Source organism: Ottowia beijingensis (assembly GCF_013423955.1).
GTDB lineage: Bacteria > Pseudomonadota > Gammaproteobacteria > Burkholderiales > Burkholderiaceae_C > Ottowia > Ottowia beijingensis.
Map to the genome: position 1 here is coordinate 2,690,126 of NZ_JACCKX010000001.1, position 16,369 is coordinate 2,706,494.

19 protein-coding genes are annotated in these 16,369 nt (G+C 62.9%); 3 read left to right on the forward strand and 16 right to left on the reverse strand.

The window, feature by feature from the left end:
* Window positions 1-166 precede the first annotated feature (166 nt).
* The 4 genes from H0I39_RS13510 to H0I39_RS13525 all read right to left on the reverse strand — a co-directional run bounded on the left by H0I39_RS13510 (window position 167) and on the right by H0I39_RS13525 (window position 4,341).
* The gene (locus tag H0I39_RS13510; protein WP_180550847.1) at window positions 167-565 is read right to left on the reverse strand and encodes a BON domain-containing protein; all 399 of its coding nucleotides are present in this window, start codon (window positions 563-565) and stop codon (window positions 167-169) included.
* Between the two features lie 439 nt (window positions 566-1,004).
* Window positions 1,005-2,087: a peptide chain release factor 1 gene (gene prfA / locus H0I39_RS13515; protein WP_180551815.1), complete on the reverse strand. Its 1,083-nt coding sequence runs from the start codon at window positions 2,085-2,087 to the stop codon at window positions 1,005-1,007.
* 89 nt (window positions 2,088-2,176) lie between these two features.
* On the reverse strand, window positions 2,177-2,578 hold the full coding sequence (locus H0I39_RS13520) for a type IV pilin protein (RefSeq protein WP_180550848.1): 402 nt from the start codon (window positions 2,576-2,578) through the stop codon (window positions 2,177-2,179).
* A 44-nt stretch (window positions 2,579-2,622) separates the two neighbouring features.
* The gene (locus tag H0I39_RS13525) at window positions 2,623-4,341 is read right to left on the reverse strand and encodes a pilus assembly protein (RefSeq protein WP_180551816.1); all 1,719 of its coding nucleotides are present in this window, start codon (window positions 4,339-4,341) and stop codon (window positions 2,623-2,625) included.
* A gap of 117 nt (window positions 4,342-4,458) precedes the next feature.
* Between H0I39_RS13525 and H0I39_RS13530 the strand changes: the two genes are divergently transcribed.
* Entirely contained in the window at window positions 4,459-4,692 is a 234-nt protein-coding gene (locus H0I39_RS13530; protein ID WP_180550849.1) for a hypothetical protein, read from the forward strand.
* Between the two features lie 256 nt (window positions 4,693-4,948).
* On the opposite strand, the gene H0I39_RS13535 is transcribed toward H0I39_RS13530, so the two are convergent.
* The 4 genes from H0I39_RS13535 to H0I39_RS22350 all read right to left on the reverse strand — a co-directional run bounded on the left by H0I39_RS13535 (window position 4,949) and on the right by H0I39_RS22350 (window position 7,832).
* Window positions 4,949-6,136, reverse strand: coding sequence for a hypothetical protein (locus H0I39_RS13535; protein WP_180550850.1), 1,188 nt, complete (start codon window positions 6,134-6,136; stop codon window positions 4,949-4,951).
* A gap of 57 nt (window positions 6,137-6,193) precedes the next feature.
* Window positions 6,194-6,847, reverse strand: a complete 654-nt coding sequence (locus H0I39_RS13540; protein ID WP_257645791.1) for a pilus assembly PilX family protein — start codon at window positions 6,845-6,847, stop codon at window positions 6,194-6,196.
* Window positions 6,848-6,981: 134 nt separating this feature from the next.
* Window positions 6,982-7,404, reverse strand: coding sequence for a PilW family protein (locus H0I39_RS23405; protein WP_308645856.1), 423 nt, complete (start codon window positions 7,402-7,404; stop codon window positions 6,982-6,984).
* Window positions 7,404-7,832, reverse strand: a complete 429-nt coding sequence (locus H0I39_RS22350; RefSeq protein ID WP_373368345.1) for a PilW family protein — start codon at window positions 7,830-7,832, stop codon at window positions 7,404-7,406. The genes H0I39_RS23405 and H0I39_RS22350 overlap by 1 nt, the downstream gene beginning before the upstream one ends.
* A gap of 106 nt (window positions 7,833-7,938) precedes the next feature.
* Here H0I39_RS22350 and H0I39_RS13550 point away from each other — a divergent pair, with 106 nt between their 5' ends.
* The gene (locus H0I39_RS13550; protein WP_180550851.1) at window positions 7,939-8,115 is read left to right on the forward strand and encodes a hypothetical protein; all 177 of its coding nucleotides are present in this window, start codon (window positions 7,939-7,941) and stop codon (window positions 8,113-8,115) included.
* Here the strand turns inward: H0I39_RS13550 and pilV are convergent.
* The 3 genes from pilV to hemA all read right to left on the reverse strand — a co-directional run bounded on the left by pilV (window position 8,082) and on the right by hemA (window position 10,457).
* Window positions 8,082-8,480, reverse strand: a complete 399-nt coding sequence (gene pilV, locus H0I39_RS13555) for a type IV pilus modification protein PilV (protein WP_257645793.1) — start codon at window positions 8,478-8,480, stop codon at window positions 8,082-8,084. The genes H0I39_RS13550 and pilV overlap by 34 nt on opposite strands.
* A complete protein-coding gene (locus H0I39_RS13560) occupies window positions 8,431-9,081 on the reverse strand; it encodes a GspH/FimT family pseudopilin (protein WP_373368303.1) in 651 nt (216 codons plus the stop codon). The genes pilV and H0I39_RS13560 overlap by 50 nt, the downstream gene beginning before the upstream one ends.
* A 65-nt stretch (window positions 9,082-9,146) precedes the next feature.
* Window positions 9,147-10,457 (reverse strand): glutamyl-tRNA reductase, encoded by a 1,311-nt coding sequence (hemA, locus tag H0I39_RS13570; RefSeq protein ID WP_180550854.1) that lies wholly within the window; start codon window positions 10,455-10,457, stop codon window positions 9,147-9,149.
* A 71-nt stretch (window positions 10,458-10,528) separates the two neighbouring features.
* On the opposite strand from hemA, the gene H0I39_RS13575 reads away from it, so the two are divergent.
* Window positions 10,529-10,801 (forward strand): hypothetical protein, encoded by a 273-nt coding sequence (locus H0I39_RS13575; protein WP_180550855.1) that lies wholly within the window; start codon window positions 10,529-10,531, stop codon window positions 10,799-10,801.
* A gap of 27 nt (window positions 10,802-10,828) precedes the next feature.
* On the opposite strand, the gene ugpQ is transcribed toward H0I39_RS13575, so the two are convergent.
* The 5 genes from ugpQ to ugpB form a co-directional block, all read right to left on the reverse strand.
* A complete protein-coding gene (ugpQ, locus tag H0I39_RS13580) occupies window positions 10,829-11,566 on the reverse strand; it encodes a glycerophosphodiester phosphodiesterase (RefSeq protein ID WP_180550856.1) in 738 nt (245 codons plus the stop codon).
* 73 nt (window positions 11,567-11,639) lie between these two features.
* Entirely contained in the window at window positions 11,640-12,662 is a 1,023-nt protein-coding gene (ugpC, locus tag H0I39_RS13585; protein ID WP_180550857.1) for a sn-glycerol-3-phosphate ABC transporter ATP-binding protein UgpC, read from the reverse strand.
* Window positions 12,663-12,789: 127 nt separating this feature from the next.
* A complete protein-coding gene (ugpE, locus tag H0I39_RS13590) occupies window positions 12,790-13,647 on the reverse strand; it encodes a sn-glycerol-3-phosphate ABC transporter permease UgpE (protein ID WP_180550858.1) in 858 nt (285 codons plus the stop codon).
* 120 nt (window positions 13,648-13,767) lie between these two features.
* Window positions 13,768-14,652, reverse strand: coding sequence for a sn-glycerol-3-phosphate ABC transporter permease UgpA (gene ugpA / locus H0I39_RS13595; protein ID WP_180550859.1), 885 nt, complete (start codon window positions 14,650-14,652; stop codon window positions 13,768-13,770).
* 284 nt (window positions 14,653-14,936) lie between these two features.
* Window positions 14,937-16,250, reverse strand: coding sequence for a sn-glycerol-3-phosphate ABC transporter substrate-binding protein UgpB (ugpB, locus tag H0I39_RS13600; RefSeq protein ID WP_180550860.1), 1,314 nt, complete (start codon window positions 16,248-16,250; stop codon window positions 14,937-14,939).
* Between the last annotated feature and the right edge of the window lie 119 nt (window positions 16,251-16,369).

Consider the following 16,369-nt stretch of genomic DNA (forward strand, 5'->3'; position numbering starts at 1 on the left):
GGCCTATTTTGCTTGCGGGAAGCATAGGAGTCATCCTGACAAGCAACCTTCATGGGGCGCTTGTGGGAGCGGGCTTGCCCGCGATAGGGCGTCTCATTCTTCGACGCGCCGCCATCGCGGCCAAGGCCGCTCCTACAGTGTCAGCATGGCGCAACGCCCACGAACATCACGGCGCGCTCATCCGATCCACCACGTCGCGCACGCCGGCCACGCTGCGCGCGGTCTGCACGGCCAGGGCGCGGTCGGCCGGGTTGGCCAGTTGCCCGCTCAAAATCACCACGCCGCCTTCGTAGGTGTCGACGCCCAGATTGCTGCCGGCCAGCGCGGGCTGTGCCGCCAGCGCGGCGCGCACCCGGTCGGCCACGCGTTGCGCGCCGGCGGTGGAGCCGGAGGCGCCATCCCACACCTCGGGCGCCTTGCGCAAATCCGGCACAGGAATCTCGATGCGCGTGGGCGTGGCGCCCCAGGGCGTGCCGCCGGTGCCGCAGCCGGCCAGCAGCGACAAGGCCGCCGCGCCTGCCAGCAGCAGGGCAGGGCGGTGCGAGGAGGTGGCGTTCAGGGGCATGGTGTCGGTCCTTTGCTGTGTGAATGTGGTTGTGGCGTCCTGATTCCAGTTCCAGTTCAATGCGTCAATCGCCGTCATCCCGGCGAAGGCCGGATTCATGTTGCTCCGCCCACGGCGTCTGGATCGCGGCTTGCGCCGGAATGACGAGCTATGGCAGCTTCGATCTGGAATTGGAATGAGGCAGGTCTTCGGCACGCAGGGTGGAGGATAGGGATGTCGGAGCCGGAATCAAATCAAGGGGAGTATCGGTTGTTTGCGCTTTATTCACGGGCGCTTGCGGGTTTCATGCAGTGGAGTATGTGATGCATGAAGGGTTGCGTGGCAGCGCTTCGGCGCCAAGCAGCGCGTTCACCCAAGGTGCCGTGCCAGCGTAATGGCCCATGGTATGCGGCCTGGCGCGGCGGCGCAGCCACCCACGGCTTTCCAACGCCGGAACGGCTCAGGCGTTGACCTCCAGCTCGGCAACCTGCTCGGCCTCGCGCGCAGCCTGCAGCGCATCCAGTACATCGGCCAGGTCGCCTTCCATCACCATTGCCACCTTGTACAGCGTCAGGTTGATGCGGTGGTCGGTCAGCCGCCCCTGCGGGAAGTTGTAGGTGCGGATGCGGTCGCTGCGGTCGCCGCTGCCGATCAGGCCCTTGCGCGTGGCGGCCTCCTTGGCGGCGCGCTCGCTGCGCTCCTTCTCCTGCAGGCGCGCCTGCAGCACCTGCAGCGCCTTGGCCTTGTTGGCGTGCTGGCTGCGGCCGTCCTGGCATTCGGCCACCATGCCCGTGGGCAGGTGCACCACGCGCACGGCCGAATCGGTCTTGTTGATGTGCTGCCCGCCCGCGCCGGATGCGCGGAAGGTGTCGATGCGCAGATCGGCCGGGTTTAGCGTGATCGCCTCGGCCGCATCCGGCTCGGGCATCACCGCCACGGTGGCGGCACTGGTGTGGATGCGGCCCTGCGTCTCCGTCACCGGCACGCGCTGCACGCGGTGCCCGCCCGACTCAAAACGCAGCCGGCCATAGGCGCCGTCGCCCTCGATGCGCAGCACCACCTCCTTGTAGCCGCCCAGCTCCGCCGGCGACTCGCTCATCACCTCCACGCGCCAGCCTTCGCCTTGCGCGTAACGCGTGTACATGCGCGCCAGGTCACCCGCGAACAGGGCCGACTCATCACCGCCCGTGCCCGCGCGGATCTCGAGGAAGGCGTTGCGCGCGTCATCGGGGTCCTTGGGCAGCAGCATGCGCTGCAGCTCGGCCTCCAGCTCGGTCAGTTCGGCTTCGGCGGCGGCAATCTCCTCGCGCGCCATGTCGGCCATGTCCGGGTCGTCAAGCAACTCGTTGGCCGCGGCCAGGTCTTTCTCGCGCTGCTGAAAGCGCGCCCAGCGCCCTGCCACCGCGGCCACCTCGGTGTGCTCGCGCGACAGCTTCATGAACTGCCCCATGTCGGCCATAACATCGGGCTGGGTCAGCAGAAAATCCAGCTCGCCCAGGCGATCAGTGTGGCGCTGGAGTTGGTGGCGCAGTGAATCTCGCATCATCAGGGCGAGGATTGTCGCGCAAGAAAAAGCTGGCCATCCATAGGCGGCCAGCTTTTTCAGCTTGAAAGATATACGTGGCTGCGTTCTTATTTGCCCCAGCAATCCTGCACAGTTGCTGTCCCAGATACCCCTCGGACTCCCGCGTTCGTCAGCGTGTAGTTGCCGCATTTGTCACCGGCCTGTGAATTCTTTGGAGTTCCGGTGAGGGTGTACGTGGTGCCGTCTGAAGTCAATGAAATGTCGTAGCGATCGGCCGGAACTTTCTTCAGGCTGTCAGGAAAGTTGGCCGTTAGAGGATAGGTGCCAGTAGCCGTGGCCGCCCGCTCCATCCACTGCGCTGCCTGCAACATCCCGGCACGTGCCTCGGCGCGGTGACCACGTCGAACGTACTCAGCATAACTGGGATACGCGATGGCGGCCAAGATGCCGATCACGGCGACGGTGATCATCAACTCAATCAGTGTGAAGCCGCGCTGGCGCTTCGTCAAAAAGGGCTTCCATTCATGGTGGCCCAATGCACTTTAGTGCGGCGTTATCTCAACTGGCGCCAGTTGGGGCGCAGCAGCAGTTCGGGCAGCTTGGCGAGATTGTCGGCAACGCCATCGCTGCCAGCTCTTCTTTGCTCGAACTTTGAACCTACTCGAAGCTCTTTGGGCGAAGCTGTCATGCGGGCATAGCCAGCATCGATGCTGTTGTAAACCCCCGTGGTGACGCCGTTCGCATCCGTGGTCGTATTGCCGTCCACATTCATCAAGGGTGCACCCGCCGGCAGACCGGTCGTGATGTTCAGCAACGTCCGGAAGTTCTTGACGGAACGGGGCGAAGGCGTGCACACCTCTTCACTGTCTGCGGTCGCGCTGCCCGATGCGGGAACCTCTGTAATGATTTCAAGCAGGTTGCCGCCATCATAAAAATCGATGGATGCCAGTGATCGTTCACCGACTTCGGGCAGATCCATGTACCAGCCTTTCTTCTCGGTGCAGTCTGTGGCGTCCTCAGGGCAGTCATATTTCACCCTGGTCGCCTCCAGTTTCCAGAACGTGCGGCCAGAACTGATCCCGCCACCTGCGCGCTGTGAACCTTCATCCACGGACTGTGATTGCAGTTGTGCACGGGTCACCGTGGCCGGTGTTGGATTGCTGTCCTTGACCTTGACTTTGCCTCGTGAGGCGCCCGCCGCCGTTTCCACTTCATAGCGGGTATTGTCAAGAACGGAGTAGAGGCTTTGCCTAGAAACGTCAGTCCGGTCGCCTTCGGTGAGGTTTCGACCCGTTCCGAAGGCCACCATCAGGCCGCCCACTTCGCGGTTCGGACGGAACACGGGTGGGGTTGTGATGGGCTGCCGGCTGATGCCGCCGCTCGGCGATGTGTAAGTGGCGCGAAACAACTCCTTTCCGCCAAAAGCGACCTTCCATTGCGCAGGGTCGTTGCTGGCGATGTCGAACTTCCACATGTTGCCCCGCAGATCACCAGCGTAGACAAAGTCGGGAATGCCGTCGCCGTTGACGTCAAGGAACTGTGGAGTCGAGAGTCCGTTGGATTTCGCCTCGGCATGGTCGGTGGGTACAGCCGGGATGATTTTCAGCGACTTGTCGCCATCCAGGTACTGGATCAGGAGTACGGGTCGCTCATTCACGCTGTTGTAGCCATTACCCAGAACAACGGCCCAACGGTTGTCGTTTGTACGTGTAATCTGAAGCGCCCGCTGAGTATTGTTTTCAGCAACCACGGGGCCGCCAAAGATGTGTCCAATGTCTTTCCACTTCTCGGGCCAATCGGGGTCGGATGGGTCGGCATTGAACGCTGTCTTGTCCATCACCACCAGACTGCCAGCCTTGGTTTTCACAAAATCCGAGGGCGTCGAACCATCACTGGCGCCTGGATTGGTCACATCCAGCACGAAGAAACCCTTGCCACCCGCACCCAACGTGCCCACCAGATAAGTTGCCCAGTCGGCGGCCGTATTACCAGAGCCGAGTTTCAGGTCGCCGGTAAAGGGCGAGCCATCAACATAATATTGATGATCGTAGTTAGGCCGCGTCAAGGCGGGAAGATTTTTGATGACGCCCTGAGGAACGTAGGCAATCTTCTCGGTGCCATCGGTGGCGGAGAATCCGTGCAGCATGCCATCATTGCCGCCAACATACAGCATCGGCGTGCGCTTGCGCTGAGCTGCGGTGAAGGCGGTATAGCCACCAAACGAGTAGGCACTGGCGGGTTGACCGATGTACCAGACCGCAGAGTTGACGATATCCCCTGCCGAGACTTGCGGGTCCGGAAGGTTCCTCCCGTTTGATCTTGTTCCTTGCTGCGGTCACCGCGGATGAAGTTAACGCGGTCTCGTCCGACGGCATCGGTGTCCGTTCCCTTGAGCAAGGTCTTCTGGGCATCGCTGAGGGGTGACGACGCAGTCAACCATTCAAAGGAAATGCCGGTGCGCGTTTCGTCGTTGAATGAAAGCACCAAACGATCAGGAATGCTCGAGGTTGGAATAGCATCCAATTTATCGGCAGTGGTTAACCCTTGGCCCGCACCGGTCGTGCCCCATGCGGTGTTCGGGGAGACGGTTCCGCTGGTCGAAATGGAATTGGACGCGACGTAACCGTACCATCGATTGGCCAGAGAGTTCTGGTCATCGGCTGCCACATAGCTTGCTTGGTAGGCCGACGTGCCTACGCGACTGATCGAGCCCGAAGCCGAGGTGAAACTGGTCACAGGTTGGCTGGTGTCGGCGATGATCGCGCCAAAATTCGCTCGAAAACGGGTGTCAGATCACCACCGGTCACAGGGAAAACTCTCCACGGCTGTTTATGGCCATGTGCCAGAGTTCTTCAGGACGGTAGCGATCATAATAGGTTTCAGAAAGGGACAGCGTTGTGTCTGTCCAAAATTTCCCCGGTGACCACGTCTGTCAGCCCCGACCCGTACATGCCGCCCGTGAACAGCGGGTTGGTGCCACTGTTGGTCCACTGGCTGGCTGTTTTTCCATAGCCAATGGTGTAGTGCTTCATATGCTGCCAAGTGGCAGGGTTGTTCTTTGGGTTCCAGTACTCTTCAAGCGTCTGCGATCCTGTCGTCGATACAAAAGTCTCGTCACCGGATTGAATAACATCAGGAATGATTTCGTTGGCAATGCTGGGCTGAAGGTCGGTCGACCAGTAATGAAACGCCATGTCCGACAAGGTGGGATAAGCAAAATGGCGAGTCACTGCCCAGCGAGTACATTGCCCTGAGCGATTCCAAGCGTTGCACGGGCTTCCGTCGTTAGGATTCGTGGTAACGTTGTATGTCGTCGTGGCGGTACCACCCCCAGCACCCTGATACACCTGAGTCTGCGGGTCAGTGGTCGAGTACGACTTGCCGTCTGGAAACGTGACGTTCGTGCGATCAGCGTCGGAGATGCGCTCCGCCGAGTCACTTGCCATCTTCGCCTGGAAGCCGAAGGCGTTGAAAGCGGGCGCAATGTCTTCCCTGTATCGGTTCCAGCCACCGTCCGAGAGGAAAATGTGGTAAGCCTTGCGGCAAGTCAGAGGATTATCGTCTGCCGTTCCTGGGACCGTATTCCAAGGATTATCGGCGCCCGTTTTCTTGAGGTATTCGCCGGCGTTCCAAACCATCTTGTGAGACGGGGTCCAGCCGCCTTCTACCAAGCCTGCAACCCAGGTGCTGAAATTGGCCTTGTGCGTGCCAGAGAAAATATTCAAGGCGTTTTTATTCTGACAGCCACCGCTGTTCGACGGAATATTGTCGCAAGTGAATGACTGCCAAGCCAAGCGAAACCTGTTGTCGTAGGTCGACTGGTTGATCAGTGTGTTCTGAAGCCCTTCCTTGAGCCACTGAATTCGCTTCTTGCCGGTGCCGTCCAAGTTGTTCATGCTCCCCGAGTTGTCCACGCTGAGAATGACGTTCGGGGCGGGCATTCTATAGGCGGAGCCAGCAGGATATTGCGCCAAATCCAGAGGGGCACCAAGCAATGGAAGCGGCAAACCGATCGTGGCAACTACTGCCGCAATCACTCTTTTTCTTGGCAGGATAGATTTTTTCATAGCGATCATCCCTAGGTATCTACAGACTATGTGGGTCTTTCCTTAGACCGATCTTGCTTATTCAACAGCCTGCAATGACAAAGTGGACTGCAGAACCACTGTCGTCGTGGGGCGATTGCCTTGAGCGATGGCGGTGATGCGATAAACCCATGGTTTTTTCCGACTGGGTGCGAAACGCTCCACGTTGGAGCCGGGCGGCATGCCGGCTAACAGGGAGACATTGGGGTCTACATAGGGCAGGATTTCCACCCAGTACCAAGCGCGTCGGTTTCCCGCCGTGCCGCTCAAAATGGGGTTGGCGGTAGCCGCAGCATCTGCGCCCGTAAACTGACCGTAATGGGCCGCCACGTTGTCATCCTTCATGGCCGTCAAGGTGGCCGAGTCGTTCCAGAAATCCTGAGGGTCTGCCCGCTTCTGGCAAATGCCCTTGTAGCACTTGAGTGTCGGGCTCCTGTCCTGAATCTCCGAAAGTGTCTGTTCAAGATCTTTCGTCTCGATATCGAAGAAGACAGCCGTGGCGCGGCGACATACATCCTCTTTGGCGGGATCATTGACGCAAATCGAGCCGTCGGGCTGTACGCCACGAATATCGAACTCGGCGTCTTGCAGCATGGCCTGCGCAGCTTCGAAAGTGCGCCGATAGTCGGCGTCGTTGCCGACTACAACTTCACCGAACAAAGCGCTGCGCGACGCCCACAGCGCCAGCAACATGGAGAGCAGCACTAGGACGATAACGACATACAGAGCCACGCCCTTCTGTCGCCTAGCCAGCGATAGCGATAAGGGGATGCTGCGAGTACGGTTCTCGGGCCGTCCTGGCAAAGAAAACAGAGTCATCATGTCACTTACCCCGCCAGTCCCTGGCTGCGCAATTGGTAGGTGCTGCGGAAAACCATCTTGAGGCGGTTGTCGTAGCTGGCGTCTTCGCTATTGCAGTTCTTGTACGTGGCGCCGCTAAGGCCGCCGATGGCTTCCTTGCTGGTGAGCTCCAGGCAAACCTCAACGGCATAAACGCTGTTCCAGTTGGTGATGTCGTCAGGGTTCGTCAGGTACTGCATGGTGGTGGTGCCATGGGGTTGCACGGCATAGCGAACCTGCCAGTCAGTCACGCCGTCAATGATGGCTTGAGTGCCACCGCCACCAGAGCCAGTGCAAACCAACTCGCCGTTGTCGTTCAATGAAAACCGGCTCGAGATCACGGGCGTGGTGGCTGGGCTGGACTTGCCTGGGTTTTGTCCGAGGCAGTCACGTAGCTGCGATTCGGTCACTAAGCTGCCCTCGGGTTTGATCTTTTCGGCGTAGTTTTGGTAACCGACGGTGAACGCGGGTCCCGTGGTTCCGGAAAGTGTGCTGACTCTCCGGTCGAAAGGAGGACGCAAGCCTTCGGGGTCAGGCGCATCAAATGCCACCGGCTGCAGCGCTGCAAAAGTGCCGTCACCACTGTAAAAGACAGGTTCGGATTGAGGTTGAGTTCAACGCTCCCCGCTTGACGAACCTGGCGGCCAATCACACTGAAAGCGTACGAGGCCTGCTGCTGCATGGTCGATGCGTCGGAGATGGTTCCGCTGACGCTGCGGGACGACATCAGCGCGACTGTGGCAACCGCAACCACCATCAACCCCAGTGCAATGCCGACCATCAGTTCGATCAGCGTCACGCCTTTCTGGCGACGGACGGAGGAATTTAGATAGGCCATTTGAGGCAACTCCAAGGCTGGTCAGTTCCGCATCAATTGGGGCAATACAACGCACCACCCCTACGCTCCATGGCGTGCAACGCTGCAGAGGCTGTAGGTACTGCAGATGACAGAGCAGACCATCGGGACATTTGACCTCTCCACCAGCGCTGTCGGTGCCGGTTACGGTGAATACAGATTTGAGTTGGGTGGTTTCGGCCACTGTGCGTTCCTGACCATCGAGGTTGTATTCACCTTCTCGCCAGCCGATCAGTACCCCCAACTGGCGGGCACCGCCACTTGAACGAAAACCTGGGCACTGCCTCCGGGTAAATTGGATATCACGTTCTGACGCCATTGCCAGATGTCGTATTCCGCCAGTTCAGCCGGTGTGCAAGGGGCAGTGCCGCAATCGACCGCTGCGGAAGCAGGTGTGCCGGTGTAGGCCGCCAGGTTGCCCAACGCGTTCGGGTTGTTCTGCATGCGCTCGCCGAGATCCTCGATCAACCGGATAGCTTGGGCGCGGCGCGCGCCGGCCTGCGTGTCCACCAATGTGCGCATCTGTATGCCGAGGAGCCCGAACAGCGCCACAGCGGTAACAACCAGCGCCACAAGGGATTCAATGAGCGTGATGCCGCTCTGGCTGTGACGAGTGCTGCCTGTGCTCATACGTTTCGGGTGGAGGGGATTTACTGGCACGGTGGATCCTCAATGACTTTGACGCGCCCCCGGAACTGACACAGACGCCGCGTGCAGCGGGCGAACTGATACCGCCGCTCACGGGCGTGATGTTGAACCCTTTGGCGTTCAGGCTACCGATGACACCGTTTCGATCCACGGTGAAATACTCGCCGCCGCTGTTGTGCATGACGTTGGTGCGCGCTGCGCCGCTGTAAGTGCGAATCACTTCATTGGCGTCTGGGTTCTTGTCGTTGTTGAGGTCATGAAAGACCACCCAGCCACAGCCCCAACTTTGCTTGGTGCCGGCCAGAGCGCAGTCAGAGGTATTCGATGTTTTCTTGACCACGATGCCACCTCCACGACGCATGGCTTCCGCTCGGGCTAAGTAAACGGTGGAAACCAAAGCCTCCGCTGCGTCGCGCGCGCGCCAGCGCTCAATCAAACTGGTAAAGCTGGGTGCTGCCAAGCTGGCCAAGACAGCCAGCACCGTGATGGCGACCAAGGCTTCGATTAAGGAGAACCCACGATCCTGCCGGTGGTGTAACGCCGATGGCCAGCCATGTTGTGAGCGAGAACACTTGGGTTGCATTGCCTCATAGTAGGCAAGCCACGCTCTATTGGAACGTCTATCGGACGAACGGGAAAAATGCCGGATCAGCGGTCGGGTTTGCCCGACAGCCTGGCGCTGGATGAGCCGGAGGCAGAGCGAAGAAACAACCGCTCCACGGCCTGCGTCGCCTGATCCCGGTGCGCCGGGTCGGCGGCGCGCAGTTCGGCCATGGCGCCGTGCAGCATCTTCTGCGTCAGCCCGCGCGACAGGGCTTCGAGCACGGCCTCGATGTCGTCGCCCTTGGCCAGGCGCTTGCGGGCGCGGGCGAGTTCAAGGGCGCGCCATTCGTCGGCCTGGGCGTTGAGCTGCTGGATCAGGGGCACCACGCCGCCTGCCGGGTCGCGCTGGTCGATCCAGTGCATGAAGCTCTGCACGCCGGCGTCGATGATGGCCTCGGCCTGGGCCACGGCGGCCTGGCGGTTGGCCTGGCCGGTCTGCACCACCTGGGCGAGGTCGTCGACGGTGTAGAGGTAGACGTCGCCCAGGGCCTTCACCTCGGGTTCGATGTCGCGCGGCACGGCCAGGTCGACCATGAAGATGGGGCGGTGGCGACGCTTTTTCAGCGCCCGCTCGACGGCGCCCAGGCCGATGATGGGCAGGGTGCTGGCGGTGCAGCTGACGACGGCGTCGAATTCGTGCAGGCGCTCGGGCAGGTCGGCCAGGCGCATCACCTCGGCACTGAAGCGGGTGGCCAGCTTTTCGCCCCGCTCCAGCGTGCGGTTGGCGATGGCGATGGCCTGCGGCTGGCGCGCGGCGAAGTGGGTGGCGGCCAGCTCGATCATCTCGCCGGCGCCGACGAACAGCACCTTGATCTGGCGCAGGTCCTCGAACAGGTTGCCGGCCAGGCGCACGGCGGCGGCGGCCATGCTGATGGAGTGGGCGCCGATGTCGGTGGAGGTGCGCACCTCCTTGGCGACGGCGAAGCTGCGCTGGAACAGCTGGTTGAGCGTGGTGCCCAGCGCGCCGGCGTCCTCGGCGGCGCGCACGGCGTTCTTCATCTGGCCCAGGATCTGCGCCTCGCCCAGCACCATGCTGTCGAGCCCGCTGGCGACGCGGAAGGCGTGGCGCGCGGCCTGGTCGTTCTGCAGCACATAGGTATGTTCGTGCAGGGCGGCGGGCGATACGTCGCCGGCCTTGGCCAGCCAGCCCAGGGTGTGGTCGATCTGCACGTTGTCGGACGCGCAGTACACCTCGGTGCGGTTGCAGGTGGAGAGGATCGCCGCCTCGGGGTGCCGCAGGTGCGACTGGCGCAGGCCGTGCAGCGCCGGCGCGATCTGGTCGATCGCGAACGCGAAACGGCCGCGCAGATCCAGCGGCGCGGTGTGGTGGTTCAGACCCAAAGCCCAGACAGCCATCTCTCGGATTATAAAATTTGTACGCAATTCGCGGTTTGTGACGTCTCGCGAACTTGACTGGCATCAAGAACATGGACCTGATCGACTTCATCTGGCATCTGGCGGGCTTCGTGGCACCCGCGCTGTTCGTGGCGCCGGTGGTGGTGGGGTTGTCGCATGTTCTGGATCGAAAAAGGGCTGCAGCGCCCAACTGGCGGGCGCGGATAGCTATTAATTTTGCAGTATGCCTGGCGGTGCTGATGCTGGGCCTGGCGCTGCTGGGGCAGGACGGGCGGATGCTGACCTACGGTGCGCTGGTGCTGGCCAGCGCGGCGGCCGAAGCCTGGCGGCCGGCGCGCGGCTGAAGGGCCCGGTGCGGCTGGGTCAGGTGCTCAGGCTGGGCTGAACAGATCGACCCGGTCGGTCACGATGCCGTCGGTGCCCAGCGCAATCAGGCGCTCGGCCGCCCATTCGTCGTTCACGGTGTAGCTCAGGGCGCGCAGGCCCATGCTGTGCACGCGGGCGACCAGGGCCGCGTCCCACAGCGCGTGGTTGCAGACGATGGCGGCGCATTGCAGGCGCGTGGCGATGTCGGCCCAGCCGTCCCACAGTGTGTCCAGCAGCAGGCCGCGCGGCAGGTGCGGCGCCACGGCCAGCGCGCCGAACAGTGACTCAGGCCGGAACGAGGTGAGCAGCGGCGGCACCGGTGCGCCCTGCCACAGGCGCGCGGCCAGTTCGGCCACGGCGCGGCCGGTTTGCTCTTCCACGCCCGGGGTGGGCTTGATCTCGATGTCGAGCAGGCAGCGGTTGGCCAGGCACCAGCGGGCCAGGTTCTGCAGCGTCGGGATCGGCTCGCCGGCGTAGGCGCGCGAGTGCCAGCCGCCGGCATCCAGCTGCGCCAGGGCCGACCAGGGCAGGTCACCGGCCGTCCCGTGGCTGCTGGTGGTGCGCTCCAGCGTGCTGTCGTGCAGCAGAAACACCACGCCGTCGGCCGACAGCTTGGCGTCGCATTCGGCCATGCGGTAGCCATGCTGCGCGCCCAGGCGGAAGGCGGCCAGCGTGTTCTCGGGCGCCAGCTTGCCGGCGCCGCGGTGCGCGATCCAGAAGGGGTAGGGCCAGGGCGGGAGCATGTCTGGTTTATGGGTCAAATTGGCCTCCAGCGCCCTTCCAATAAGCACAGACAGCTATCAATAGGTGAGTAATTCAGGCTTCCAGCCGCACGCCGGTTTCGGCGTCGAAGCCGTGCACGCGGTCTTCCAGCGGCAGCACGTGCAGCGTCTGGCCAGGGGCGGGCGGTGCCTCGATCTCGTTCATGCGCAGAATCGTCCACGGCCCCTGCGCGCCGCCCAGGCGGCCGTACACCAGGCGCTCGGCGCCCAGCATTTCCACCGTTTCCACGGCCAGTGGCCAGCCGCCCGAATCGACCACGCGCAGGTGCTCGGGGCGGATGCCCAGGGTCACACCGTCGCGCACGCCTTCCACGCCGCTCAGCAGGTTCATCGGCGGCGCGCCGATGAAGCTGGCGACGAAGGTGGTGGCGGGGCGGTGGTACACCTCTTCGGGCGTGCCGAACTGCTCCATGCGGCCGGCGTTCATCACCATCATGCGCTGCGCCAGCGTCATGGCCTCCACTTGGTCGTGGGTGACGAACAGGCTGGTAATGCCCAGTTCGCGGTGCAGCTTCTCGATCTCCAGCCGGGTCTGGGCGCGCAGCTTGGCGTCGAGGTTGGACAGTGGCTCGTCGAACAGAAACACCTGCGGCTGGCGCACGATGGCGCGGCCCATGGCTACGCGCTGGCGCTGCCCGCCCGACAGTTCGCGCGGCTTGCGCTGCAGAAAGCTGCCCAGCTCCAGAATCTTGGCCGCCTTGTCCACCCGCGCCCTGATCTCGTCGGGCGGCACCTTCTTGATCTTCAGGCCGTAGGCCATGTTGTCGAACACGCTCATGTGCGGGTAGAGCGCGTAGTTCTGGAACACCATGGCGATGTCGCGCTCGGCCGGCTCCAGGTTGTTCACCACGCGGCCGCCGATGCTGATGGTGCCCTCGGTGATCTCCTCCAGCCCCGCCACCATGCGCAGCAGCGTGGATTTGCCGCAGCCCGAGGGGCCGACGATGACGACGAACTCGCCGTCCTTCACCTCGGCGCTCACGCCGTGGATGACCTGGTTGGCCTTGGGGCCGGTGCCGTAGCGCTTGATGACGTTGTTGAATTCGATGGAGGCCATGGGAAGTCAAATACCGGACGCAGAGGACGCAAAGGATTCGCAGACGACGCAAAAAGACATTCAGAACGGTTTCTTCTGCGTCCTCTGCGAAGTTTCAGCGTTCTCTGCATCCGGCTGTTGAGGATGTTCATTTCTCGGTGTCCACCAAGCCCTTGACGAACCACTTCTGCATCAGCACCACCACCAGCGCCGGCGGGATCATGGCCAGGATGGCGGTGGCCATGATGACGTTCCACTCGTTGGCCGCGTCGCCACCGGCGAACATGCGCTTGATGCCCATCACCACCGGGTACATGTCCTCGCTGGTGGTCATCAGCAGCGGCCACAGGTACTGGTTCCAGCCGTAGATGAACTGGATCACGAACAACGCCGCCATGCTGGTCTTGGACAGCGGCAGCAGCACATCCTTGAAGAAGCGCAGCGGGCCGGCACCGTCGATGCGGGCGGCCTCGGCCAGCTCGTCGGGCACCGTCAGGAAGAACTGGCGGAACAGGAAGGTGGCGGTGGCCGAGGCGATGAGCGGCAGCGTGAGGCCGGTGTAGGTGTTCAGCAGGTTCAGGTCGGCCACCACCTTGTAGGTGGGCAGGATGCGCACTTCCACCGGCAGCATCAGGGTGATGAAGATCATCCAGAACACCAGGCCACGGAAGGGGAAGCGGAAGTACACCACCGCAAAGGCCGACAGCATGGAGATGGCGATCTTGCCGACGGCGATGACCATGGCGGTGACGAAGCTCACCCACAGCATGCGCCCGGCCGGCGGAATGCGGCTGCCGTAGCTGGTCTCGCCGCCGAACAGGGCCAGCCGGTAGGTGTCGATCATGTGCTGGCCGGGCAGCATCGACATGGGCACGTTCTGCACGATCTCGGCCGAGGTCTGCGTGGAGGCGATGAAGGCCAGGTAGACCGGAAAGCCCACCGCCAGCACCCCGAGCAGCAGCACGGCATGGGCGATGAAGGTGGTGCCGGGGCGGTTTTCAATCACGGGCGGGCTCCGGATGGCCTCGACTCAACACGGCGACGGCGCGCCGAGGACAGCCGGCCCTCACCCCAGCCCTCTCCCGCGGGCGGGAGAGGGGGCCAGACCGGGCTGTGCGCTGGAGCCTCATTGGTACTGCACCCTTCTTTCGATGTAGCGGAACTGCACCACCGTCAGCAGGATGACGATGGCCATCAGCACCACCGACTGCGCGGCTGAGCCGCCCAGGTCCAGCCCCTTGAAGCCGTCGAAGTAGACCTTGTAGACCAGGATGGCCGTGTCCTTGCCCGGCCCGCCGTGCGTGGCCGCGTCGACGATGCCGAAGGTGTCGAAGAAGGCGTAGATGACGTTCATCACCAGCAGGAAGAAGGTGGTGGGCGACAGCAGCGGGAACTGCACGCTCCAGAAGCGGCGCCACGGCCCGGCGCCGTCGATGGCGGCGGCCTCGATCAGGCTCCTGGGCACCGACTGCAGGCCGGCCAGGAAGAACAGGAAGTTGTACGAAATCTGCTTCCACACCGCCGCCATCACGATCAGCGCCATGGCGTGCGTGCCGTCCAGCAGGTGGTTCCAGTTGAAGCCGATCTGCCGCAGGCCCCAGGCCACCACGCCGATGGAGGGCGCGAACATGAACAGCCACAGCACGCCGGCCACGGCGGGCGCCACGGCGTAGGGCCAGATCAGCAGGGTCTTGTAGCCGGTGGCACCCTTGATGACGCGGTCGGCCATCACCGCCAGCACCAGCGAAATGCTCAGCCCCAGCACCGCCACCAGCACCGAGAAGATCAGCGTGGTCTTGAACGAGGCGAGGTAGGAGGGGTCGTTGAACAGCTGCGTGAAGTTCTCCAGCCCGACGAACTCGGTGCTGGTGCCGAAGGCGTCCTCGCGCAGAAAGCTCTGGTAGATGGCCTGCCCCGCCGGCCAGAAGAAGAACACGATGACGATGGCCAACTGCGGCGCCACCAGCAGCCACGGCAGCCAGGCAGACTTGAAGCGGACGCGCTTTTCCATGGCGGGCGATTATGGGGGCGGCGGGCCTTGCGCAGCGGGTGGGTAGGCGATCTTCTGAAAAATGATAGCGGCTTGCGCAGTGTTCATAAGGTTTTCAAGCAAATTGTGCTTGAAATTGCCGTCTGGTATGCGCAGGCAGCTATCTTTGTAGGAGCGGCGGAAGCCGCGAAGGCAGTGCTGGCCCAGAGGAGCGCCCTTCGCGGCTTACGCCGCTCCTGCATCGAGAAGCTCAGCGGCCCCGCCCGCCGGGTGGGCGCGGACCGCACTGTCTTGCAGGGCGCCGGTCAGCCGCGGTTGGCTTTCTGGAAGCGCTCCAACTGCTCGTTGCCGCGCTTGACGGCGGCGTCGAGGGCTTCCTTGGCGCTCTTCTTGCCGCCCCACACGCCTTCCAGCTCCTCGTCGACGATGGTGCGGATCTGCACGAAGTTGCCCAGGCGCACGCCGCGCGACTTGTCGGTGGTCTTGCGGATCATCTGCGTCACGCTCACATCCGTGCCGGGGTTCTTCTTGTAGAAGCCCGACTGGTCGGTCAGCTCGAACGACTTCAGGGTGACCGGCAGGTAGCCGGTGCGCTGGTGGCTCTTGGCCGCCACCTCGGGCTGGCTCAGGAAGGCGAAGAACTGGCCGATGCCCTTGTATTCATCCGGCTTCTTGCCGGCCATGGCCCACAGGCTGGCGCCGCCGATGACGGTGTTCTGCGGTGCGCCCGGCACGTCGGGGTAGTAGGGCAGGGTGCCGATGCCGTAGGCGAACTTGCCGTTGCGCGTGACGTTGCCGTACAGCGCCGACGAGCCGGTGGTCATGGCGCATTCGCCCGACACGAAGGTGGCATCGGCCGCGTTGCCGCGCCCCTTGTAGACGAACAGGCCCTGCTTGGCCATGTTGCCCAGGTTCTCGATGTGGCGCACGTGCAGCGGCGTGTTGATGGCCAGGCGCGTGCCGGTGCCGCCGAAGCCGTTGTTCAGCGTCGAGAACAGCACGTTGTGCCAGGCGCTGAAGCTCTCCAGCTGCGTCCAGCTGATCCAGCTGGTGGTGAACGGGCACTTGTGGCCGCTGGCCTTCAGCTTGGCGGCGGCGCTGGCCACTTCGGGCCAGGTGGTTGGCGGCTTCTCGGGGTCGAGGCCGGCGGCCTTGAAGGCGTCCTTGTTGTAGTGGAATACCGGCGTGGAACTGTTGAACGGGAAGCTCAGCATCTGGCCGTTGGGCGCGGTGTAGTAGCCGGCCACGGCGGGCACGTAGGCCTTGGGATCGAACGGCACGCCGGCCTGCTTCATCACCTCGCCCACGGGCTTGATGGCGCCCTTGCTGGCCATCATGGTGGCGGTGCCCACTTCGAACACCTGCAGGATGTGCGGCGCGTTGCCGGCGCGGAAGGCGGCGATGGCGGCGGTCATCGACTCGTCGTAGCTGCCCTTGAAGGTGGGCGTGACCTTGTACGCGCTCTGGCTGGCGTTGAACTCCTTGGCCAGGTCGTTCACCCATTCGCCCAGGGCGCCGCCCATGGAGTGCCACCACTGGATTTCGGTCTGGGCGTGGGCGGGCAGGGCGGTGAACGCGGCCACGGAGGTGGCGGCCAGGGCAAAACGTCGGATGGTCATGGGGTTCCCTCTGGGTTTGAAAAAGTGCAGCACGCAGCTTGGCGGGCGAGTGTGACACCGCAATGTCATGTTTCCGTCATTTTGCGTGCGCGCCACGGCTTTGACGACCGGGCGGGCTC